At 48.0% G+C, this 22121-nt stretch carries 20 protein-coding genes; 16 read left to right on the top strand and 4 right to left on the bottom strand.

Annotated elements, in window-relative coordinates:
* The first annotated feature begins 239 nt into the window (after nt 1-239).
* Nucleotides 240-959, top strand: a complete 720-nt coding sequence (locus ACP7FG_RS04445; protein WP_439225640.1) for a substrate-binding periplasmic protein — start codon at nt 240-242, stop codon at nt 957-959.
* Here ACP7FG_RS04445 and glsA read toward each other — a convergent pair.
* From glsA to uvrA, 3 genes are read right to left on the bottom strand one after another with little or no spacing between them, the layout of a single operon-like run.
* A complete protein-coding gene (glsA, locus tag ACP7FG_RS04440; RefSeq protein ID WP_222236382.1) occupies nt 956-1912 on the bottom strand; it encodes a glutaminase A in 957 nt (318 codons plus the stop codon). The two genes, ACP7FG_RS04445 and glsA, sit on opposite strands and share 4 nt — an antisense overlap.
* Entirely contained in the window at nt 1902-2309 is a 408-nt protein-coding gene (locus ACP7FG_RS04435; RefSeq protein WP_199494793.1) for an acyl-CoA thioesterase, read from the bottom strand. The genes glsA and ACP7FG_RS04435 overlap by 11 nt, the downstream gene beginning before the upstream one ends.
* A gap of 12 nt (nt 2310-2321) precedes the next feature.
* The gene (gene uvrA, locus ACP7FG_RS04430) at nt 2322-5147 is read right to left on the bottom strand and encodes an excinuclease ABC subunit UvrA (RefSeq protein ID WP_439225639.1); all 2826 of its coding nucleotides are present in this window, start codon (nt 5145-5147) and stop codon (nt 2322-2324) included.
* Nucleotides 5148-5263: 116 nt separating this feature from the next.
* Between uvrA and ACP7FG_RS04425 the strand changes: the two genes are divergently transcribed.
* From ACP7FG_RS04425 to ACP7FG_RS04415, 3 genes are all read left to right on the top strand, one after another.
* Nucleotides 5264-6643 carry an MFS transporter gene (locus tag ACP7FG_RS04425; RefSeq protein WP_222236383.1) on the top strand — a complete coding sequence of 460 codons (1380 nt, stop codon included), beginning with the start codon at nt 5264-5266 and terminating at the stop codon, nt 6641-6643.
* A 41-nt stretch (nt 6644-6684) separates the two neighbouring features.
* Nucleotides 6685-7242 carry a single-stranded DNA-binding protein gene (gene ssb / locus ACP7FG_RS04420; RefSeq protein ID WP_439225638.1) on the top strand — a complete coding sequence of 186 codons (558 nt, stop codon included), beginning with the start codon at nt 6685-6687 and terminating at the stop codon, nt 7240-7242.
* A gap of 108 nt (nt 7243-7350) precedes the next feature.
* On the top strand, nt 7351-9345 hold the full coding sequence (locus ACP7FG_RS04415) for a diguanylate cyclase (protein ID WP_439225637.1): 1995 nt from the start codon (nt 7351-7353) through the stop codon (nt 9343-9345).
* A gap of 24 nt (nt 9346-9369) precedes the next feature.
* Here ACP7FG_RS04415 and ACP7FG_RS04410 read toward each other — a convergent pair whose 3' ends face one another.
* Complete coding sequence (locus ACP7FG_RS04410) at nt 9370-10590, bottom strand: adenosine deaminase family protein (RefSeq protein WP_439225636.1); 1221 nt, start codon at nt 10588-10590, stop codon at nt 9370-9372.
* Between the two features lie 100 nt (nt 10591-10690).
* On the opposite strand from ACP7FG_RS04410, the gene ACP7FG_RS04405 reads away from it, so the two are divergent.
* The 12 genes from ACP7FG_RS04405 to ACP7FG_RS04350 all read left to right on the top strand — a co-directional run bounded on the left by ACP7FG_RS04405 (nt 10691) and on the right by ACP7FG_RS04350 (nt 22073).
* Complete coding sequence (locus ACP7FG_RS04405) at nt 10691-11272, top strand: thymidine kinase (protein ID WP_199494788.1); 582 nt, start codon at nt 10691-10693, stop codon at nt 11270-11272.
* 86 nt (nt 11273-11358) lie between these two features.
* Nucleotides 11359-12393: a dihydroorotase gene (pyrC, locus tag ACP7FG_RS04400; protein WP_439225635.1), complete on the top strand. Its 1035-nt coding sequence runs from the start codon at nt 11359-11361 to the stop codon at nt 12391-12393.
* A 129-nt stretch (nt 12394-12522) separates the two neighbouring features.
* The gene (locus ACP7FG_RS04395; protein ID WP_439225634.1) at nt 12523-13434 is read left to right on the top strand and encodes a Type II secretory pathway component; all 912 of its coding nucleotides are present in this window, start codon (nt 12523-12525) and stop codon (nt 13432-13434) included.
* Nucleotides 13431-14027, top strand: a complete 597-nt coding sequence (locus tag ACP7FG_RS04390) for a PilN domain-containing protein (RefSeq protein WP_278358283.1) — start codon at nt 13431-13433, stop codon at nt 14025-14027. The genes ACP7FG_RS04395 and ACP7FG_RS04390 overlap by 4 nt, the downstream gene beginning before the upstream one ends.
* 2 nt (nt 14028-14029) lie before the next feature.
* The gene (locus ACP7FG_RS04385; protein ID WP_439225633.1) at nt 14030-14665 is read left to right on the top strand and encodes a Type II secretory pathway component; all 636 of its coding nucleotides are present in this window, start codon (nt 14030-14032) and stop codon (nt 14663-14665) included.
* Nucleotides 14658-14999 carry a Type II secretory pathway component gene (locus ACP7FG_RS04380; protein WP_439225632.1) on the top strand — a complete coding sequence of 114 codons (342 nt, stop codon included), beginning with the start codon at nt 14658-14660 and terminating at the stop codon, nt 14997-14999. Before ACP7FG_RS04385 ends, ACP7FG_RS04380 begins: the two co-directional genes overlap by 8 nt.
* Nucleotides 14996-16666 carry a pilus (MSHA type) biogenesis protein MshL gene (gene mshL, locus ACP7FG_RS04375; RefSeq protein ID WP_439225631.1) on the top strand — a complete coding sequence of 557 codons (1671 nt, stop codon included), beginning with the start codon at nt 14996-14998 and terminating at the stop codon, nt 16664-16666. The genes ACP7FG_RS04380 and mshL overlap by 4 nt, the downstream gene beginning before the upstream one ends.
* A gap of 5 nt (nt 16667-16671) precedes the next feature.
* Nucleotides 16672-17580, top strand: coding sequence for an ExeA family protein (locus ACP7FG_RS04370; protein WP_439225630.1), 909 nt, complete (start codon nt 16672-16674; stop codon nt 17578-17580).
* Nucleotides 17577-18674 (top strand): tetratricopeptide repeat protein, encoded by a 1098-nt coding sequence (locus ACP7FG_RS04365; protein WP_439225629.1) that lies wholly within the window; start codon nt 17577-17579, stop codon nt 18672-18674. The genes ACP7FG_RS04370 and ACP7FG_RS04365 overlap by 4 nt, the downstream gene beginning before the upstream one ends.
* Nucleotides 18671-20386, top strand: coding sequence for a GspE/PulE family protein (locus ACP7FG_RS04360; RefSeq protein WP_439225628.1), 1716 nt, complete (start codon nt 18671-18673; stop codon nt 20384-20386). The genes ACP7FG_RS04365 and ACP7FG_RS04360 overlap by 4 nt, the downstream gene beginning before the upstream one ends.
* The gene (locus ACP7FG_RS04355) at nt 20386-21624 is read left to right on the top strand and encodes a type II secretion system F family protein (RefSeq protein ID WP_439225627.1); all 1239 of its coding nucleotides are present in this window, start codon (nt 20386-20388) and stop codon (nt 21622-21624) included. The genes ACP7FG_RS04360 and ACP7FG_RS04355 overlap by 1 nt, the downstream gene beginning before the upstream one ends.
* Nucleotides 21624-22073, top strand: a complete 450-nt coding sequence (locus tag ACP7FG_RS04350; protein WP_439225626.1) for a Type II secretory pathway component — start codon at nt 21624-21626, stop codon at nt 22071-22073. The genes ACP7FG_RS04355 and ACP7FG_RS04350 overlap by 1 nt, the downstream gene beginning before the upstream one ends.
* Nucleotides 22074-22121 lie beyond the last annotated feature (48 nt).

The raw sequence follows: 22121 nt of genomic DNA, 5'->3' as shown, positions 1-22121 counted from the left end.
TCGTATCAAAAATCATGGACTAATGCTGTCCTGTTGATTTTAAGAGCCCGGCTTTGGCCGGGCTTTTTTATGCCTGTTAATAATTAAGCGAAGGGTCGCTCAACTATTGACATTTGGGGCCGGAAAATTAACTATGGATGCAGATACTTAACCGATTAGTCAGTCTATTGAGAATACTCAGATACCTTTCTGTAATCGTTTTAGCTGCGATAAGTGGTACTGCCGCAGCAAAGATACCAGTGAAAGTAGCTGCTTACGATTACCCTCCTTATTTTTCAGACGTTCTTGAGACGGATCTCACACGAGAGCTCGTTAAGCTATTGAATGAGCACCAGGATAGTTATGAGTTTCAAATTCAGATTATCCCACCTACGAGTCGCTATGAGGCGCTTAGCGAAGCAGGGTGTTGCGACGTGATATTCTTTGAATCGCCACTGTGGGGTTGGGATAGACGGAACATTAATTATGAAAAGACAATTCCTCTGGTGAGTGGTAAAGAGCGTTTAGTCACTGCAAAAAAAGAGGGACGAACTCAGTCTTTCTTCGATGATTTTGAGGGAAAGATTCTGGGCGGTGTAAAAGGCTACCACTACTTGCTTGGTGGTGAGTTAATTGCCTCAGATGAAGTCAAAGAAAGGTACACCGTTTACTTAGCTGACTCACGAATTATTAACGTACGCATGGTGCTAGGTGGACGGGTTGACCTCACTATAGTGAATGATGAGTTACTATCGGCGCTTGAGGGTTCACAACAAATTAAAGTCGAAAATCTTTTACTCGCTGAAAAAGCCAGCTTTGCCTATAACTTGCATATACTTGTCGGCGAAAATAAGAGTATTACAGCAGGAAGTATCCAAAGACACTTAAGAGAGTTGGGACGAAAGGGCGAGATAGATAGCTTATTTAGACGATTCAATATGGAACGTTTTCAGACTTACCGACCCTCGACAATTCGTTAGTAAACGCTTAGACCCAAACGATTAGCAAGTTCTCTGACCATATACATGCCACGCGCACTGTTACCAAAGCTGTTTAATCTTGGGCTCCATGAACAGATAACGCCAAAGTCAGGTACAACAGCAATCATGCCGCCGCCAACCCCACTTTTTGCAGGAACGCCTACCGTAAAAGCAAACTCACCGCTTTGGTCGTACATGCCGCTGGTTGATAGCAACGCATTAATACGCTGAGAGTCCCGTTTAGACATAATTTCCTTTTTGGAAAAAGGGCAAACTCCGTCATTTGCGAGAAAAGTAAAAGAGCGAGCGAGGTTTTCGCAGGACATGGTTAATGCACATTGCCAAAAGTAATGATCAAGCAGTTCCTCAACGTCTGCATCAATATTACCAAAACTTTTCATTAAGTGAGCCAGTGCCGCATTGCGATGGCCGTGTTCTTTTTCTGACTGGTGTACAATGTTATCGGCATACACATTGTCGTTGCCGCATAAGGTACGGACTAAGCTTAAAACCGCGTTCTTACTGGCTGAATAACGACTCACCAGCACATCACTAACGACAATAGCGCCGGCATTTATCATAGGGTTACGAGGAATGCCTTTTTCCCATTCTAACTGCACTATAGAGTTAAATGCCTGGCCAGAGGGCTCCATTTTGACTCTGTCCCATAAGTCTTCGCCCAAGCGCTCCATTGCCAGCATTAGGCCGAAAATTTTTGAAATGGACTGGATGGAAAACTGCTCGTGAGTATCACCCACGTTAAATACCTCGCCATCAAGGGTGGCAAGGGTAAGTCCGCAGAGCTCCGGGTTGACCTCTGCTAATGCCGGAATGTAGTTGGCAACATGTCCTTCTGTGATCTTCATCGCTTGCTGGTGAATTTCCTCCAGCAAGCTTTTGAGATCATCAGGGGCATGTATCTGTTGCCCACCACTGACGAGATCACGCGTCAAGAGGGTGCTCCGGATGCGTTATAGTCGCCAGACGTTCTTTTAATTCATCGGATAACTTCACAGAACGCTCCTGTTGGTAATCGAAGTAGACCAAGACTGTTTTCCCTTTAGCGCAGAGCTTATCTTTTTGCCAAATTTCGCTGGTAATATCAAATGAGCTACCACCTAAGCGGCTAACATAAGTCTTAACTGTGACATGGCCACCAAAATAAATTGGAAATAAGTAGTCAACCTCAAGCCGGGCAACAATTAAGCTCTGCGTTTCGGGCGACATTTCCCCGAAGAACTCAAAAATAGGCAACCGCCCGGTTTCGATCCAGCCGGGAATAACGGTGTTATTGACGTGCCCAAGGGCATCGGTCTCATAAAATCGTACCTTAAAGTCTTCCGTTAACATACTGCGTCCTTTTTATGACTGCTTTAGCATCGGTTTCAAGAATCGCGCCGTGTGCGAGCGCTCGTTTTCACAGACGTCTTCTGGTGTGCCTTCACACAATATTTCGCCGCCGCCGGAACCGCCTTCCGGGCCTAAGTCAACAATCCAGTCAGCAGTTTTTATCACGTCCAGGTTGTGCTCAATGACAACGACTGTGTTGCCGTGGTCACGCAGACGGTGGATAACTGCCAGTAACTGCTTAATATCATGGAAATGCAGGCCTGTCGTTGGCTCATCCAGAATGTACAAGGTCTTACCGGTATCTCGCTTGGAGAGCTCACGTGACAATTTAACCCGCTGCGCTTCACCACCTGAGAGTGTGGTAGCAGACTGACCCAGACGGACATAAGATAAACCAACATCCATTAAGGTTTGAAGTTTACGTGCAATGGCCGGAACCGGATCGAAGAACTCACGTGCGTCTTCTATGGTCATATCCAATACTTCGTGGATATTCTTGCCCTTGTATTTTACTTCCAGCGTTTCGCGGTTGTAGCGCTGGCCTTTACAAATATCACAAGGGACATAAACATCCGGTAAAAAGTGCATCTCAACCTTAATAACACCGTCGCCCTGGCAGGCTTCGCAACGTCCGCCGCGAACGTTAAAGCTGAAGCGGCCCGGCTTGTAACCGCGAGCCCGTGACTCCGGAACGCCTGCGAACAGTTCACGAATGGGTGTGAAAATTCCGGTGTAAGTTGCCGGGTTAGAACGCGGTGTCCGGCCTATCGGGCTTTGGTCAATATCCACCACTTTATCCAGCAACTGCATCCCTTCAACACTTTTGTAGGGGGCTGGTTCACCGGTTGTTGCACCATTGAGTTCGCGATGCGCAATATGGAATAAAGTATTATTTATCAGCGTCGATTTGCCGGAGCCAGATACACCAGTGACACAGGTCAGTACGCCCAGCGGTAGCTTAAAATCAACGTTCTTCAAGTTATTGCCACTAGCGCCACGAATGGTGAGTCTGCGTTCATCGGGCTTGTGGCGTTGCTGCGGAACTTCTATTTCTTTTCTGCCGGACAGGTAGTCACCGGTTAGTGAGTCTTCACTCCCAACAATGTCGTCGACTTGCCCCTGAGCAATAATCTCACCACCATGGACACCCGCACCAGGACCAATATCAATAACGTGGTCTGCCTGGCGAATCGCGTCTTCATCGTGCTCAACTACAATAACGGTATTACCTAAGTCACGTAAATGCGTCAGAGTGTTTAACAGGCGTTCATTATCGCGCTGATGCAAGCCAATGCTGGGCTCATCCAGTACATACATTACGCCGACTAACCCAGCACCAATTTGGCTGGCCAGGCGAATACGCTGTGCTTCACCACCGGACAAGGTTTCTGCGCTACGCGAAAGGCTTAAATAGTTAAGTCCCACGTTCACCAAAAAACGCAGCCGGTCGTTAATTTCTTTCAGAATTTTTTCTGCTATTTGGGCGCGTTGGCCTTCCATATGCAGTTGTTGGAAAAACTCAAGTGCGTCGCCAATAGACTGTTCTACAATTTCAGGTAAAGTGGTGCCCTGAATAAACACATGACGAGCTTCTGTGCGCAAGCGCGTGCCGCCACAGCTTTTACAAGGTTGCGTTGCCACATACTTTGATAACTCGTCTCTCACTGCTTGTGACTCAGTCTCGCGATAACGGCGCTGCATATTCGGGATAATACCTTCAAAAGCGTGCGCTCTTACGACCTTGTCACCGCGGTCATTCATGTAGGTAAATTTAATTTCTTCTTTACCACTGCCGAACAGAATTTTCTCACGAATGTCGTCGGGCAATTGGTTAAAAGGCTGCGACAGTTTAAAGTCGTAGTGCTTCGCCAGCGACTGCAGCATTTGATAATAGTAGAAATTCCGTTTGTCCCAGCCGCGAATTGCGCCACCCGTTAGTGATAATTCTGCGTTAACTATGACTTTTTCCGGGTCGAAGAACTGCTCAACTCCGAGTCCGTCACAGGTTGTACAGGCACCCGCCGGGTTATTGAATGAGAACAGACGGGGTTCCAGTTCCTGCATGCTGTAGCCACAGTGAGGGCAGGCGAAATTTGCTGAGAATACATCGGCCTCGCCGTCACCTTCCATTGGCACAACCAATGCCGTTCCGCCACTGAGGTCCAACGCGGTTTCGAATGACTCGGCCAGGCGTTGTTCCATACCTTCACGAACTTTAAAGCGGTCAACCACCACCTCAATGGTGTGTTTCTTCTGGAGTTCCAGTGTTGGAGGATCGCTCAGGTCACAAATCTCACCGTCAATACGTGCACGGATAAAGCCCTGAAGAGCCAGGTTTTCCAGAACCTTTAAATGCTCGCCTTTACGGTTCTGAATAATAGGCGCCAACAACATGCGTTTCTCACCTTCCGGCGCGGCCAGCACGTTGTCGACCATTTGCGAGATGGTCTGAGCTGCAAGCGGAACATCATGTGTCGGGCAGCGTGGCTCGCCCACTCGCGCAAACATCAGGCGCAGGTAGTCATAAATTTCTGTAATGGTACCAACGGTTGAGCGTGGGTTATGTGAGGTCGACTTCTGCTCTATTGAAATTGCAGGTGACAAGCCCTCGATGCTGTCTACATCGGGTTTTTCCATCAGCGATAAAAACTGACGAGCATAGGCGGATAAGGACTCAACGTAGCGTCGCTGGCCTTCGGCATACAGCGTATCGAAAGCCAGTGACGACTTACCCGAACCGGACAACCCGGTAATCACAATAAGCTTATTGCGAGGAATCGTCAGGTTGAAATTTTTTAAGTTGTGCGTGCGTGCACCGCGTACTTCAATAGTATCCATAATTCCCGTCTGTTGTTCAGTAAATGACTGACGACAAAACGCTATTATCGCACAGTGTTAGGCATCTGGTACAATAGCAGCATCATTTATCATATTACTGACTATGAAGCAGTGAAATGACACCGCAAAAACTGAATAAAACTGAAAAAAAAGCCGCTTTAGCGCTCGCGTCTGTCTTTGGTATACGGATGCTGGGCCTGTTTTTGATCATGCCCGTGCTGGCAGTTTATGCACAGGAGTATCCAGACTATTCACCATTGTGGGTGGGTATTGCTCTTGGTGCCTACGGACTGACTCAGGCGCTTTTGCAAATTCCTTTGGGTATGTTGTCAGACAGGCTGGGTCGCAAGCCCGTTATTGTTGGCGGGCTGCTGGTTTTTGTTGCCGGAAGCGTGGTCGCGGCGCAGGCTGATACTTTATTCGGCGTGTCTGTTGGTCGAGCTCTGCAAGGCCTTGGCGCCATAGCCGCCGCAATATTAGCGCTGGCGGCTGACCTGTCACGTGACGAGCAACGGCCGAAGGTTATGGCTACCATTGGTATGTGTATTGGCTTAGCGTTTGCGGTGTCATTGGTTGCAGGACCTCTGCTGGGTGACGTTATTGGTCTTTCAGGGTTGTTTTGGTTTACGGCTGCCAGCGGTGTACTGGGCATTTTCGTACTACTGCTCAGTGTGCCGAAAGTGGTTACTACCTCTGCGCGGCGGGAATCCTTGCCGGTTTTGTCCGAGCTGGGAGACTTACTTAAACATAAACAATTGTGGTGTCTGAACAGCGGTATTTTTGTGTTGCACGCTATATTGACCGCCTGGTTTGTGACCTTGCCAACCCAGTTGCAAAATGCAGGCTTTGAAAGTCAGACCCATGCCTGGTTTTATCTACCAACCCTGGCCGCCTCAATTTTGTTTATGGTGCCGATGATCATTCACAGCTCCCGCAATAACAATTCCGTGCAGTGGCTGCGGTTTTCGATTGTGACCTTAATTGTATCTCTGCTAATTATTGGTGTGGCCGGGCAGTCCGGATGGTTGCTAGTCGCGGCCTTGGTGATTTTTTTCACCGGTTTTAATTTTATTGAGGCCAGTTTACCGTCATTACTGACCCGTATCGCGCCCGCCGGGAGTAAGGGCAGTGCCAGCGGTATCTATTCAACCGGACAGTTTTTAGGTGCCTTTGTTGGCGGTGTTGCAGGCGGTTGGGTCTTACAGAATTATCAGATATCTGGCGTTGTTGTTTTCTGTCTGATCTTGCTAGTATGTTGGTTACTCATCAGCTTAGTTATGGTTAATCCTGCAGGCGTTACCAGTGTATCGTTATCATTACCCGGACTATCTGAGGACAAGGCGAAGAAACTAAGTGAGCGGTTACTTACTGTAGCCGGGGTAACGGAAGCAAGGTGGGTTGAAGAAGATCAGGCAACCTATTTAAAAGTTGATAAAAAACATTATGATGAAAAGGCGGTTAATCAGTTGCTTGAAAAGGCATCGGTCGCCCAATAAATTGAAGCAGTTGTAACGCGCATAAGGAACAGGAGAAAATAATGGCCAGTCGCGGTGTAAATAAAGTCATTTTAATTGGTAACCTGGGAGCTGACCCAGAGGTACGTTATACCCAAAACAGCACAGCGATAGCCAACCTGTCGATTGCTACCAGTGAAACCTGGAAAGATAAGCAAACCGGTGAACCGCGCGAACAAACAGAGTGGCATCGCTGCGTGGCGTATCGCCGCCTGGCAGAAATTGCTGGTGAGTACCTGAAGAAGGGCTCAAAAGTGTATGTTGAAGGCCGTTTGCAAACTCGCAAATGGACAGGGCAGGACAATGTAGAGCGTTATACGACAGAAGTTGTGATTAACGAAATGCAGATGCTGGATTCTCGTGGCGGCCCTCAGGGTGGACCGCAAGGCGCAGCGCCGCAAGGTCAAGGCTTTGGTGGTCAGCAGAGCGGCGGTTATGGTGGCGGGCAATCGCAGCCGTCGCAGCAACAACGTCCGGCACCTCAGCCTGCGCAGCCGCAAAATCAACAGCCTCAACAGAAACCGGCAGAACCTGCACCGTTTTCACCGGACAACGACTTTGATGACGACATTCCATTCTAGTTTTCCAGCTTTCTAAGTGTGGCTGTATTATCATTGACCCCCTTATTTAAGGGGGTCTTTGCTTTCTATTTGCTTGTCATTTTCTTGTATAGGCTCTAAATTGAAGCTATGCGACTGAATACAATGCAATTGCTTATTAGTTTGGTTTTCGTTGTTTCCTTTTTAGCTGATGCTCAAGAGGAGAATGAAGTTACCGTAGAAAAACTCGAGCAGCTTCCTCCTTTAGCCGAGGAGTTTGAGTCGCTTTCCTATCTAGAGCGAATTAATTATTTAACGGAGCATCTGGAACAAGCCGAGGGACCCGCTGATGAGTATCGTCTTCAGCGAGAGTTAGCTTATCAACACTACTTCTATTATGAGACTGAGTTAACTGCACAAGCCTGCCAACTCCATCCTCCCAAGGACTTCGATATTTTTTATCGGCATTTATGCGTTTCGGTAAAGGATGCGGAATATGAAGAAAAACTAGCCGAGCTTATCGCCCTGCATGAAGACGCGCTTGAGTTAGGTGGGACTGAATATGCAACTGAGCTGCTATCAGAAATCGGCTGGATACAGTCAAGTAACGGTCATATTGGACTGGCATTTAATAGCTTTGAACGTGCACTCGAGCTTGCTAAAGACCCTGCAGTAAACTGGCCTGTGTTGAACACCGTCATGCAGAATACCGCGACGCTCTATATTATGTATGGTGACAAAGAATATATGGGAAAAGGTGTCGAACTGCATCAGCAAGTGCTTCGGCGTACCAAAGAGTTAATGGAAGAAGGGCAGATTGAAGAGCGTATGGCTCAGAATACTATCAGCCTGACCTATTTTAATTTGGGAGTAGCTAATACCCTGCACTTGAAAGATTATGATGCTGCGCTTGAGTGGTTCGATAAGGTTCAGTCTGATGATGCGGGACTGTTGAAATCCACTCTGGTTTTTTCTGCCTTGTCTGCAGTGTTATTGGATAAAAAGGAACTAGCTGCGAATTTCTTAGATCAATCATTACAAACCACGGCACCGGATGATATTACTGCTCGTTACCTAAAATGTTATCAGCAATTGATACAGCTTAGATTAAAGCAAGCTGGCTCCATAAGTGCTTGTAATAATCTGCATCCCGATACGCAACTCGAAGTGAAACTGGATGTTTACAAGCGGATGTCGGAGCTTGAGCAAGAGGAGTTACAGTATCAGGGGCTTCAGAAATTTTACGCCTTATACCTTGAGACCCTCGAGCCGCAATTAAAGCAAAGCGCCAGTGCCGTTGCGTCCAGCGCGGAGCTTAGTCGCTTAAAACTGGAGTCTCAGTTGCAGGACGAGCTGCTGGAAAAAGAACAGTTATTAAAAGAAACTGAGAGCAAGCGCCGGGAAACTCAAACTCGGTTAACCTATGCATTGGCCAGTATCTTTGTTTTAGTGATTATTTTTGGCCTGCTTCAGCTGCGTCAAAAGTTCCGCCAGGCTAAACGTTTTGAAAAACTGAGCAAGACCGATATGTTAACCGGGCTGAATAACCGTTCTTATCTTGAGCACAACATTCGCAAGTACATTGACTCTGCTGTGCTCTCTAATCGAAGTGAAGATACTAAGAAAGTCGCTATTTATCTTTTTGATATCGACAAATTTAAAATGATTAACGACACCTATGGGCATGAGGTCGGTGATCAGGTACTTGTGGAATTTAGTAGACGAGTTAAATCCGTACGACGAGAAAGTGACATACTTGCCCGTTGGGGTGGAGAAGAGTTTCTGTTGGTTGCAAAACTGGATGATCTTGATAACTACCATGGTTTAGCGGAGCGAATACGGATCGTTGTCGGTGAGGAAGAGTTTGATTTGCCGTCGGGACTCAAAGTTAAGGTTTCCTGCTCTATTGGTGGAGCTATATATCCGTACAGCCCATACGGCGATGCGGGAGTGCATTGGAACAAACTAATACAACTGGCAGATTTGGCGATGTACTACGGCAAGCAGCATGGCCGGAACTGCTGGACTTGCATTGATGAGGTTACCAACCCCGAACAGCTTGAAACTGTTCTGCAGCAAACCCTGGATGATTCACTCAAGCAGAACAGTGTCAAAGTTAGCAGTTCTATCAATAAGGGGACGTGACCTTATAAACTCGGTAGTCGTTGACTACAGACCAAACTTCTCGACTACCTTGTCAAAGTACTTAAGGTTTTGTTTGGCATAGTCGCGCTTATCCACATAGCGGCCCGGGAAGAAGTTTTTCTTAAAGCCGTAAGCAACAATATCTTTCAGGCGTTTCAATGAAATATCGAAGTTATCGACAGCCAATTGGTACTCGTTGCTAACCGTTGTGCGCGAGACCAAACGGTTGTCGGTACAAATAATTGTGGCCAGGCGATGATCCAGCATGTGCTGAAAGTTGTGGTTTTTAATGTCGCCTATTTCGGGGTTGGTCTGCAGGTTACTGGTCAGGCAAACTTCAACCGCAATGCGGCGATCGGCTATATAGGACGCCAGACTGTCGCCATAGGCTTTTGGGTCTTCAATGTTTGGATCCTGAGTCATTTCAGGAGAAAACAGTGAGTAGCCATGGCCTAAGCGGTCGGCATGGCATTTGGTTAAGGCTTCAAAAATGCTTTCAGCACCATAAGCTTCGCCCGCGTGCACGGTTTTGAGTAAAAAGTTTTCGTGAGCGTATTCATACACTTCTTTAAACTCACCTGCCGGGTAGCCAATTTCTTGCCCTGCAATATCCAGCCCCACAATAGGCATCCCTTCTTCGTCGCGCATACGAACGCTGGCGCGGACTAAGTCCATTGCGGCCGTTTTAATCACCTGCATGGATTCAAAGTCACGCATTAGCTGGAACATTTGCGTGTAATAGGGTGAGAATCCTTTTTTACCAAACATGCGCATTGCGCAGTTGATAATGCCGTACTCAAATGGCGGTTTATCGCCATTTTTTACGTCGGCGCTGCTGTTGTATTCATTCTTTGCACGTAAAAGGCCGTCGTTAACGACGTGCATAATGGTATCAAAGGTTACGCCTTTGCTCGGATCCATTAGCAGTTGCGGTGCAAAGCGCACTTCGATGTAATTAACCCCTTCATTCTGGTTGTCGACGGCTAACTCATAAGAGGCTTGCTCCAGGTTTTCTAAGTCACGCAAGGCTGCACAGGTGTACTGAAAACCATTCAGGTACTCACCCAAATTGTTGTAGTGAGACTTAAAAACTAAATCAAATAAACCTTCCTCGGTATAGCTAGGGAGTTCGATATCAGCGCGTTTAGCCATATCAATTAAACTGCTGGCACGGAGGCTGCCGTCCAGGTGCAGGTGTAAGTCAGCTTTAGGAATGGCTTTAATAAATTCGGGGGAATATTGCATAGAGAACTCCTGCCTTAAGGTTGCTTTGTCCCATAATGCCATAAAATCGTGGTAATCTCTGCCAGGATCTAACCACAATAACCTAAAAAAATAGAACAAAATGGCTTCTCTATATTTTACGTATTCGGCAATGAATGCGGGGAAAAGTACCTCGCTGTTGCAAGTGGCTCATAATTACGAAGAGCGCGACCAGCATGTGTTATTGATGACGCCGGCTTTAGATGACCGAGCCGGCAAAGGGCGTATTGCGTCGCGTTTAGGTATTGGCCGTGACGCAGTGTCCTTTACTCACCGAACCGACTTGGCGGCAGTGGTGCGTGCCCGCTATATGCAACAGGCAATTGACTGTGTATTAATTGATGAAGCTCAGTTTCTAAGTGAAGAGCAAGTCTGGCAGTTGTCCAGCCTGGCCGATACCGACAATATTCCTGTGATGTGTTACGGCATTCGGACCGATGCCTTTGGTAATGCCTTTCCGGGAAGTGCGGTGTTGCTGGCTATAGCGGACAAATTGGTGGAAATGAAAACCATATGTCACTGCGGGCGCAAGGCAACCATGTCTTTGCGGGTTGATGAAAAAGGCAACGCCATTCGCATGGGGCAGCAAATTGCGATTGGTGGTAACGATAGGTACGTGTCATGCTGTCGCAAGCACTGGAAAGAAGCCATGGGGTTGCGCTAAAACGCTCAAATAGAATACAGATTAAAGGTTTTTGCGAAGGAACTTAATGGTATACTGGCTTTATCATTTTTTAGCCAGAAGTGACTATGCAAAGCTTAACCATTCCAAGACCAGATGACTGGCACCTGCACTTGCGTGACGGGGCTATGTTGAAAACAACCGTACCTGCTTCGGCAACTGTTTTTCATCGCACCGTTGTTATGCCAAACCTTGTTCCGCCGGTTACCACCGTAAAAGCGGCTTTAGAGTATCGGGCAAGGATTATGGAAGAGGTGCCCGAAGACGCTAGCTTTAACCCGTTAATGGCTTTGTATCTCACGGCTGAAACCACACCTGAGCAAGTTGCCGAAGCCGCTGCTAATGACCACATTATCGGTTTCAAACTCTACCCCTCGGGGGCAACCACAAACTCCGCTGCGGGGGTTAAGTCAGTTGAAGCATTAGGGCCGGTGTTAGCTGCTATGCAGGAACACGGTGTGCCACTGCTTGTGCATGGCGAAGTGACCGACAGCGATATTGATATTTTTGACCGTGAGCGCGTATTTATTGAACGTCATTTAATTCCAATAACTGAGCGTTTCCCTAACTTAAAGCTTGTGCTGGAACACATCACAACCGCGGACGCCGTTGAGTTTGTGACAAACGCCAACAGCAATGTCGCAGCAACTATGACACCGCAGCACTTGCTGATGAACCGGAATGATTTACTCGTTGGAGGAATTCGCCCGCATAATTATTGTCTGCCAATTTTAAAGCGCCGCACACATCAACAGGCACTGCAACAGGCTGCACTGTCCGGAAGCCCGAAGTTTTTTCTGGGAACGGACTCTGCTCCACACGTGCAGGCGAGTAAAGAAACGGCCTGTGGTTGTGCCGGATGTTACTCGGCACCTGCGGCTATAGAGCTCTATGCTGAGTTTTTTAGCCAGCATAATGCATTGGAGAAATTGGCTAACTTTGCCAGTGGCTATGGTGCCGATTTTTATCAATTGCCGCGTAATACAGATACCATTGAACTTGTTCAGCAGGAATGGACTGTGGCTGATACGGTAGATACAGCAACAGGACCCATGGTGCCTTACTGGGCTGGCTCGAGTTTGCAATGGAAGCTCAAGTGCTAGTATTACAGTTAAAGCACGACAAATGGGCTATGATGAAAGATATAAACTGCTTGAACCGTATTCTTTTTGTAATGAGCGGTGCAAAGTTTCTGTTAACATACATGAAAAAATAATAAAGGATGCTGCTGGGTGTTAGGATTTTCGAAGCAGAAACAAAATGGTCACCGTATTTGCTTTCAGATAACGCAAACCAGCGTCCGTCTCCTTATTGCTAAAGGACTCGCCGAGTCACCTGAACTGATTGTTAACGATCATGAGCAAGTAAAGCGTGGCTCACTGGTTAAAGAAGCGGGCGCGTTGCTGAGCAAATATTCGCGTATGTCTCTAAAGCATGCGCAGGTGATTTTAGTCTTGGGTACTGACTTATATGAATCGGTTCAAGTAGATAGACCCATGCTTGACTCCGATGAAATCTCTGAGAGTTTAAAATACAGCTTAAGCGACTTAGTTTCCCTCTCTGGCAATGAGATTATCGCCGATTACTATGAGTTTCCTGAACAACCTTCGGGGCAGGATAAAGTAGTTGCAGTTGCAGCGAATAAGCACGACTTAAAACCTTGGGTCGATTTTTTTAGCGAGCATGATCTGCAGCTAACGGACATTGGTATTGCGGAGTTAGCCTTGCCCCGGTTGGTCGAAATTCAAAACCATGCTGAGTTAACCTTGTACCAGAACCCAAGTGGCAATTATATCGCGCAAATTAACACGCCTAAAGGGTTGATGTTTACGCGTTTGCTACGTGGTGTCACCGATATTTCGAGCTATACCGCTGAAGAGATACAGACGGGAGCTTTGGAGCCGCTGGCAACCGAGCTCCAGCGTTCGGTTGACTATTTTGAAAGTCATTTACGGCAGGCACCCATTAGCCGCATTATTTTAGCGGTTGAGCACAGACAGCTATCGGCAGTGCAGAGTAGTCTGTCAGAGCTTTTAGCTGTTGAGTGCAGCGTTTATTCGTACCCCAAGTGGGCAACTGAATTACGCGAAGACGACTATTCCGATTTGGCAGGCATGGGCGCATTGTTAGAGGTGTCCTCATGAAGCAGTGGGTAAACCTTTATCGTCGTGACTTGCAGCCAATTAAACAGCGCCTGACCTTAGCTCGTTTAAGCGCTGTTTTAGGTGTTTGGCTGGCGCTGCTCATAGCTGTAGTTGTGGTTACTCAATGGCAAAATTCAGCAGTTACCCAGGAAAATGAAAAATTATCGAATGCTTTACAGGCGGTTAACGATGATCTGACTCGTGCCCGGGAACGACTTGAACGGCGAGAGCCTAGCCTGCAGTTACGTGAAGAAAAAGAAGAGCTCATACAACAACTTCAGGATACGCAAAGTTTCAGTCGCAGAATTAGCGAGTTCCAACAAGGTCAGTCGTCTTCGGTTAGCAGCTTTTTAAATGAATTGGCACAAATAACGCCGGAAGCTATTTGGCTTACTGATTTTTCAATTGCGGGCGAGAATATTCGTTTGCATGGGCAGGCGTTAAATAGTGAAGCACTCGTTTTGTGGATGGATAAATTCGGCCAGTCTGACTTGCTGGCAGACAAGCGCTTTGCTGTTGTTGAGCTTAAGCGAAGCGAACAGGGCTACCAACAGTTTCTGTTGCAAAGCGTCAGGACCGACGAGGACAAATAGAGATGATGAACTGGTGGCTAAAATTACAAGAAAACTTTGACGCTATGCCTGCTCGCCAGCGTGCGTTGATGGCCTTGGCAGCTTTTCTTGTTGTGACACTGCCTCTTATCAGTTACTTAATTGTTCCAACTGTTGAAGAGAACAAAAGTACGCAGGCTGATAACCGTCGTATTGAGTCGCAACTGGAACAGCTGAAGCAATTGCAGCAAGAGTTAAGAACTCAGTTAAGTAAAGATGTGAACGCGCCGGTGAAAGCAGAGATTAAGCAACTACAGCGGCGTTTGGTTGTGGCCAAAGAAGATTTCTCAGGAAACACCGTGCTATTACCTGCCGACCAGCGTAAACAGTTTTTGCAAGGGGTATTACGACACGCTTCTGAGTTGGAAATGCAAAGCGTGGAAGCGCAGGAGCCGTCAGTGGTGTTTGAAACCGGTTCAATTAAGCTCTATCAACATGCTATTCAGGCGGAGTTCAGCGGACGTTTTTTTGCTGTATCGAAATTTGTCGATAAACTGCAAACGGAGTATCCAAGTGTGCGGTGGGCGAACTTTGAGTACCAAGTGACGAATTATCCGACAGCAACAGTGACTATTGTCTGGTATTTACTGAGTACTGATAAGGAGTTTATCAGTGCGTAGTTTACTTGTATTGCTGCTGGCAACTTTGCCCTTTTTTGCGTTGTCGCAAGAGCGTGATCCAACCCGGCCTCCGGTCAATGAAACGGAAACAATAGCAAGTTTGGACAGCTGGGCAGAAGAACTGAAATTGACCCAAATTCTGTATTCTGAGCAGAGCCAATCAGCGCGGTTAAATGGCCAATGGGTCAAGCCGGGAGAGCGGGTCGATGGTATAAGAGTAACGTCAATAAAACCAAACAGTGTGATCGTTGAAAAAAGTAATGAAGTGGTCGAGATTACTTTATTTAAGCCGATAAAACAGAATAAGAAAGGCACCCCGGGGGCGGTACAATGATAAAAGTTGCGACAGGCGCATTATTACTGGCGGTAGTAGCAGGTTGTGCTTATCAACCGAGCTATTCACCAGACGAAGCAAATGAGGCAATGAAGCCAGAAACTGCCGAGAAAAAGGCGTCTGCTAAAAAGTCGGCTATGCCGGCTGAAGTCAGTAACTTTTTAAGTCAAAGCGCAAATGGGCAGAAAGAAGACGGCTTAGCATTGTTGGAAGAGCCTCGCTTTGTTCTGCAGGCTGATGGAGTTGATGCAAAAGCTTTCTTTTACGGTCTGGCTGCCGATTCCCCTTATAACATTCTGGTGCATCCGAATGTCAGCGGCGAAATTTCAATGAGCTTGAAAGATGTCACTCTGGATGAAACGCTGGACGCGGTGCAGGACATGTACGGCTTTGAAGTGCGTCGCTCCGGCCGTACAATTCAAATCTTCCCTTCCGGTGTGCGTACTCAAACGTTTTCGCTCGACTATTTATCACTGCGGCGTTTTGGCATGTCACAAACTGAAATCTCCGGCGGTGGCGTCAGTGATGAGCGTAATAACAATAACCAGTCTAATCGCGGAAATACGAATAACACCAATGTTTCTGGAGCGAGTCCCTTCGGCGGTAGTGGTGAGTACAGCCGCGACTCACGTCAAAACTCCATGCAAGGCAATGGTTCCAGTATTACCACGCAATCGGAAACCAACCTGTGGGGCGACTTAAAAGAAGTTATTGAAGGCATCATAGGTAACGGCAATGTAGTCTTGTCGCCGCAGGCCGGGGTGGTTAGTGTGACTGCGTCAGCCGACAAGCTTCGCGCTGTTGGCGACTTCATCGAAACCCTTGAGTCGCGCTTACAACGTCAGGTGATTCTGGAAGCACGCATTATTGAAGTAACACTGAACGACAGTTATCAGCAGGGTATTAACTGGAGCGATATCTATTCCGGCAATGCGGGTTTTGGAGTGGAATTCAATGGCGTGACCCCAACTAACGCGACGTCAGCGGCTATTGGTGGGTTATTCGGTCTTACTTACACCGACGAAGGAAATAATTTCAGTGGCATGATAGAAATGCTGCAAACCCAAGGCACGGTTCAGGTTCTGTCGAACCCTCGTGTCAGTGCGTCGAATAATCAAAAAGCGGTCATTAAAATTGGTGAAGACGAGTATTTTGTTACCGACGTGACCAGCCGCACTTCACTTGATTCCGGCGGTATTTCGTCGTCAGACTCTGATATCGAGTTCACACCGTTTTTCTCCGGTATCTCTCTGGATGTTACACCACAAATTAGCGATGACGGCGAAGTCATTTTGCATGTTCATCCGTCAGTGGTCAAAACCAGCGAACAGGAGAAAGTCATCACCGTGTCAGGAAAAGAGTCGGTACTGCCGCTGGCGCGCAGCAACATTCGCGAGTCCGATACCATAGTAAAAGCCCGCAACGGTGAAATTGTTGTGTTGGGTGGTTTAATGCAAACCACAAATTCTGAAGAAGTGGGTAAGGTTCCGTTACTAGGCGACATTCCGTTGTTCGGTGAGCTTTTCACGAATCGCCGTAACCGTCAGGAAAAGAAAGAGTTGGTTATATTACTGAAGCCCACGGTAGTCGGTGTTGATACCTGGCGAGATGAACTGAAACGATCACGCGAACTGCTGCAGGAATGGTTCCCGGACATTGAGCAATAGGTAGTATGTATTTATACCATTACGGCTTACGCGAACTGCCTTTTACGATAACGCCGAACACGCAGTTCTACTACGACTTGAAAAGCCACCACGAGGCTTTCGAGGTGGTTCTGACTGCGCTGAAAACCGGCGAGGGCTTTATTAAAATTACCGGAGAAGTGGGAACCGGTAAAACTCTGCTATGCCGGCGGTTACTGAACGATATTCCTGACTTTTTTAAAACGGCCTATATTCCTGACTCCTATCTGGATCCGGCTGAGCTGAGGCTGGCCATTGCTCAGGAATTGTCAGTTGAAACCGAGCAGTTAACTAACCAGCAAAAACTGGCGCGAGCTCTTCAGCAACGTTTGCTGGATGTTAATAAAAGCGGGCAGGCGGTCGTTATTTTGATTGATGAGGCGCAGGCGTTACCAGAGGAAAGTCTGGAAGCTTTGCGTTTATTGTCCAATCTGGAAACTGAGCGGCGCAAATTGGTGCATATTATTTTGCTCGGTCAGCCAGAGCTCGATGAGCGCTTATCTCAAAAAGCTTTCCGGCAGTTGCGTCAGCGCATTAGCTTTGCGCATAAACTGACGGCCATGAACGTCGATGAGACAGCGGAATACATCGCCCATAGAATGGATGTGGCCGGTTATAAAGGTGCGCCAATTTTTGACTGGAAACTGATAAAAGGCCTGCACCGGAGCAGCCGCGGGGTACCAAGATTGGTTAATATGCTCTGCCATAAAATGCTGCTATTAGCTTACGGAGAAGGTCGGCGCCAACTGTCTTCAAAAGATTTGAAGCTGGCGGTTAAGGATACCGAAGATACTGAGTCAACCCGCTCTGTTTGGCTACCTGTTACTGTGTCAGTCGGCTTTGTTTTCCTGGCTGCTGCCGCTGTTAGTTATTGGAAAATGGGTGGTTTTCTATGAGCGTAATCAATAAAGTCTTGAAGGATCTTGATCGCCGTGGCCAGCAACCGTTTTCGAAAAATGCTGCCAGTAGCGCGGTGGAGCGCCGAGGAAGTCATCGTTTTGGGTTGTGGCTGTTAGCGTCACTCATTGTTATTACGCTTGCTCTGGTGTTTTTTTGGTGGCAGTCCTCAGATGATGACGTGATGACGGTAACTGAAAGCGAAGCCGCTGACATGCCCTTAGTGCAGGAGCGCGTTGAGCCATTAGTTGATTCATCTGCATTTACGGTACCCACTGAACGTGCCGATGCACAAGAGACTGGCTCGCGCGAACAAACTGCCATTGACCAGAATAACCTCGCATCAGTGGCGGTGTCTGAGCCTATAAGTGAGGCAAAACCCGCGCCTGAAAGTAAAGAGGTTGAGCCTAAAGCAGTTGAAGAAGAGCCTGAATCGACCGCGGATAACAGCAGCGACGAAGCTGAGCCGAGCGGTGAGTTTAGTAAGCAACCCGTACAACTTTCACCGGCTGAAATTGCTGAACAACATATTGAGAAAGCGCAGAAAGCGCAGCAACAGGGGCGGTTAACTTCAGCTGAAGAGCATTGGCGTAAAGCGTTGGCTGTAACTCCGGACAATAAAAATGTTCGAAAGAAACTGGCAGCGCTTCAGTTTGGGCGCAACAAGGTATCTCAAGCTCTGACGACATTAGAGGCAGGTTTTAAACGTGACCCGTCTGACTTTGAGTTTCGGTTATTAAGCGCCCGCATTTTAGAAAAAGAAGCCCGTCCGGCGGCGGCACTAAGCTTGTTAAAGCAGGCGACACCAAGTGCCACAGACTACCCGGACTACGTTCAGAAACAAGCGCTGTTAGCTCAGGAAGTGGGTGACTATCAGACGGCTGCCAATACTTATCAGCGCCTTATTGTGGCGGAACCGGCGCAGGGCCGCTGGTATTTGGGTAAAGCCTTAGCCCAGCAGGAATTTGCACCGCAAACAGCTTTAGCCTCTTATGAAGAGGCATTAACGCGAATTACGCATCGCCCCACGGTCGACTTTATTCATCAGCAAATTGCTTTGTTAGAGGCAAGTGAACCGGCAGGTGAACAATGAAGCGCCCACGTCTTAAAATGCGACTGGGTGATTTGCTTGTTCATGAGCAAATCATCACTGAAGATCAACTGCATAAGGCTTTGGAAGAGCAGCATCTCAGCGGCCGAAAGTTGGGGGCAACGCTAACCGGTCTAGGTTACATTTCTGAGCATCAGTTACTGGAGTTTTTGGCGCAGCAATTGAAACTTCCGCTTATTAGTATTTCTGAGCGGAAAATCCCACCGGAGGCTTTCAAGTTACTGCCTGAGGTTCAGGCTCGCCGGCATCGCGCTTTAGTGATTGAAGCCGATGACAAGAAAGCCCTGGTTGGCATGAGTGACCCGGCCGATTTGTCTTCAATTGACGCGATAAACCAGTTGCTGGCTCCACGTCAGGTTGAATTGGCGGTTGTGCCTGAGGGTGAGTTGATGCAGGCCTTCGACAACCTGTACCGACGCACGAAGGAAATTGAGACCTTTGCCAGCCAGTTACAAGACGAATACGAAGACACCAGTGAATTTGAACTGGGCCAACTCAGCCTTGATGACGATACGGACGAAGCAACTGTCGCCAAGTTACTGCAGTCAATCTTTGAAGATGCAGTGCAAGTTCGCGCGTCTGACATTCATATTGAGCCGGATGATCGTAAGCTCCGTATCCGTCAGCGGGTTGATGGTGTGCTGCAGGAAAATGTTCTGGATGAAACCAATATTGCCAATGCGCTGGTATTGCGCCTTAAGCTGATGGCCGGACTGGATATCTCCGAGCGTCGCCTGCCTCAGGACGGACGTTTTAATATGAAGGTCCGCAAGCACAGTATTGATGTTCGTGTATCGACTATGCCGGTGCAGTATGGTGAGTCGTGCGTACTGCGTCTGCTGGACCAGTCAGCTGGCTTATTGTCTTTAGAGCAAACCGGTATGCCGGACTCAATTCTTAAACGCGTACGTAACCTGATAAAACGACCGCACGGTATGCTATTGGTAACGGGCCCGACGGGTTCCGGTAAAACGACAACCTTGTATGGCGCACTGAGTGAATTAAACACCGAAGGCAAAAAAGTCATTACGGTTGAAGATCCGGTGGAGTATCGCCTGCCGCGTATATCTCAAGTGCAGGTAAACAGTAAAATCGGCCTGGATTTCTCACGCGTGTTGCGTACCACCTTACGTCAGGACCCTGACATTATTATGGTCGGTGAGATGCGTGACCACGAAACCGTAGAAATAGGTTTGCGCGGCTCCATCACTGGTCACCTGGTTTTATCCACATTGCACACCAACGACGCTATCACCAGTGCTATGCGCTTAATTGATATGGGCGCGCCGCCGTATCTGGTTGCTGCGGCGCTACGCGGTATTCTGGCTCAGCGTCTGGTGCGTCGGGTGTGTGATAAGTGCACCGAAGATTATCAGCCCGATGAACCAGAACGCCAGTGGCTGGAGCATTTGAAAGAGGGTAGCTCCAAGTATGCTTTTAAACGCGGAGCTGGCTGTCAGAGCTGTAACCATACTGGATACCGGGGGCGTATCGGTGTATTTGAGCTGCTTGAAATGAACACGCCTATGATGGATGCCTTACGTGACGGCAACACCCGTGAATTTGCTGCGGCTGCCAAAGCGCATCCGGGCTATCAGTCCATGGCAACGGTCGCACTCGACTACGCGCGGCAGGGCGTTACCAGTGTGGATGAAGTGTTATTCCTGGCTGAAAGCGTTGAGGACAGCATCTGATGCAGTTTCGTTATCGCGCCCGGGACAAGTCAGGCCAACTACAACGCGGCTCAGTTGATGCCAGCGATGAGCGTAATGCCGCTGACGTGCTCATGCGGCGCGGGTTGGTTCCTTTGTCCATTAACCCGGCCGGAGGACAGGGCTTTTCGTTACTCAACAGCAGCTTTGGTGAAAGTTTAAAGTCAGCTTTTCAGCAGAAAGTCTCATTAGACGAACTGATTATTTTCTGCCGGCAGATGTACTCGCTGACACATGCCGGTATTCCTATGTTAAGAGCCATTGAAGGCCTTGCCGATACCACGCAAAATAAGCGTCTGCGGACAACTCTGAAAGATGTGCATGATCAACTGGAGCGGGGGCGGAATTTATCAACCGCTATGTCCCAGCACCGAGGCGTTTTTCCCCGGTTGGTTATTGCCATTGTGCATGTGGGAGAAAATACCGGACAGCTGGAAGAGTCTTTTCAGCAGTTATCGGTGTATTTAGAAAAAGAACAAGACACCCGGAAACGAATAAAAGCTGCCACGCGTTATCCGAGTTTCGTTCTGATAGCACTGGTTATCGCTATTTTCGTGCTGAACATTTTTGTTATTCCAACTTTTGCGTCCATGTTCAGTCGGTTTAATGTTGAACTCCCCTGGGCGACACGGGCGCTGCTCGGGTCCTCTCAGTTCTTTGTCGGCTACTGGCATGTGCTGCTGCTAGCCATGGTGGGCGGTTTTTTCGGTATTCGCTACTACGTTGGCACAGATAGCGGCCGGCTAAAGTGGGACGGGTTTAAATTAAAAATTCCGGTTATTGGCTCTATTTTAATGCGTTCCATGTTAGGCCGCTTTGCGCGCAGTTTCTCGGTGATGATTGGTGCCGGAGTCCCGCTGACTCAGGCTTTATCCTTGGTGGCCGAAGCTGTTGATAACGCCTGGATGGAAAAACGCATTATAGAAATGCGCCGGGGTATTGAGCGTGGCGAGAATTTGTCACGAGTTGCCCGCCAGTCGGAACTCTTCACTCCGCTGATTCTGCAAATGATATCCGTTGGTGAAGAAACCGGTCGGGTCGATGTGCTGTTACTGGAAGTGGCTGAATATTATGAGCGTGAAACCGATTACGATCTGAAAACTTTAACCGCGCGTATTGAGCCGATAATGATAGCTGTGGTCGCGGTGATGGTACTGATTCTCGCGCTGGGAATATTTACCCCAATGTGGGACATGATGAGCGCATACCAGGGACGCTAATGACACGGGAAACAAAGGATGAACGTAAGGGCATTCAACGTTTTCAGAACATTCTGGTGGTATTGCTTTTGTTGATACTGGCTGCGGTGGCCGCCAGAATGGTACTTATTAACGAGCCGCAAAAGTGGCGTCAAACCGAGTTAGACATTGCAGTATCGCGTTTTATTGACTCGCTTTGGCTGGCTCGCACCGAATGGATGCGCCGCGGCAAGCCGAAAGAAGTGGCCTTGCTGAATGAAAGCAGAAAGCAGCAAGTGAAAATAGTCATGAATAGTCAGGGCTGGCCTTCGGTTGAACAAGGCTGCCTGCGCTTATGGCAGCAATTGGGCGGTGAAATACCAGCCAGTGCTTTGCAGACCAAAGCGGAGCTAAACAGCTGTTATTACGAAGTTAACCAACGGGCCTGGTTTAGCTATCACGATAAGCAGGGTCAGGTCGTTCGAAAATAAAGAGAAAGCTGGTGTTAAGTGTTAAGGAAATGTCATAAAATGGATTCC

Source organism: Idiomarina sp. ST10R2A5 (assembly GCF_051842325.1).
GTDB classification, from domain to species: domain Bacteria; phylum Pseudomonadota; class Gammaproteobacteria; order Enterobacterales; family Alteromonadaceae; genus Idiomarina; species Idiomarina abyssalis.
This window is presented reverse-complemented; position numbering and strand designations above follow the sequence as displayed.

Coding starts and splice junctions, on each gene's coding strand:
- ACP7FG_RS04435 (WP_199494793.1), bottom strand. CDS start 2,309: ATGTTAACGGAAGACTTTAAGGTACGATTTTATGAGACCGATGCCCTT.
- ACP7FG_RS04390 (WP_278358283.1), top strand. CDS start 13,431: ATGAAGCAGTGGGTAAACCTTTATCGTCGTGACTTGCAGCCAATTAAA.
- ACP7FG_RS04360 (WP_439225628.1), top strand. CDS start 18,671: ATGAAGCGCCCACGTCTTAAAATGCGACTGGGTGATTTGCTTGTTCAT.
- ACP7FG_RS04410 (WP_439225636.1), bottom strand. CDS start 10,590: ATGCAATATTCCCCCGAATTTATTAAAGCCATTCCTAAAGCTGACTTA.
- ACP7FG_RS04405 (WP_199494788.1), top strand. CDS start 10,691: ATGGCTTCTCTATATTTTACGTATTCGGCAATGAATGCGGGGAAAAGT.
- ACP7FG_RS04370 (WP_439225630.1), top strand. CDS start 16,672: ATGTATTTATACCATTACGGCTTACGCGAACTGCCTTTTACGATAACG.
- ACP7FG_RS04385 (WP_439225633.1), top strand. CDS start 14,030: ATGATGAACTGGTGGCTAAAATTACAAGAAAACTTTGACGCTATGCCT.
- pyrC (WP_439225635.1), top strand. CDS start 11,359: ATGCAAAGCTTAACCATTCCAAGACCAGATGACTGGCACCTGCACTTG.
- ssb (WP_439225638.1), top strand. CDS start 6,685: ATGGCCAGTCGCGGTGTAAATAAAGTCATTTTAATTGGTAACCTGGGA.
- ACP7FG_RS04425 (WP_222236383.1), top strand. CDS start 5,264: ATGACACCGCAAAAACTGAATAAAACTGAAAAAAAAGCCGCTTTAGCG.
- ACP7FG_RS04355 (WP_439225627.1), top strand. CDS start 20,386: ATGCAGTTTCGTTATCGCGCCCGGGACAAGTCAGGCCAACTACAACGC.
- mshL (WP_439225631.1), top strand. CDS start 14,996: ATGATAAAAGTTGCGACAGGCGCATTATTACTGGCGGTAGTAGCAGGT.
- ACP7FG_RS04350 (WP_439225626.1), top strand. CDS start 21,624: ATGACACGGGAAACAAAGGATGAACGTAAGGGCATTCAACGTTTTCAG.
- ACP7FG_RS04415 (WP_439225637.1), top strand. CDS start 7,351: ATGCGACTGAATACAATGCAATTGCTTATTAGTTTGGTTTTCGTTGTT.
- uvrA (WP_439225639.1), bottom strand. CDS start 5,147: ATGGATACTATTGAAGTACGCGGTGCACGCACGCACAACTTAAAAAAT.
- ACP7FG_RS04365 (WP_439225629.1), top strand. CDS start 17,577: ATGAGCGTAATCAATAAAGTCTTGAAGGATCTTGATCGCCGTGGCCAG.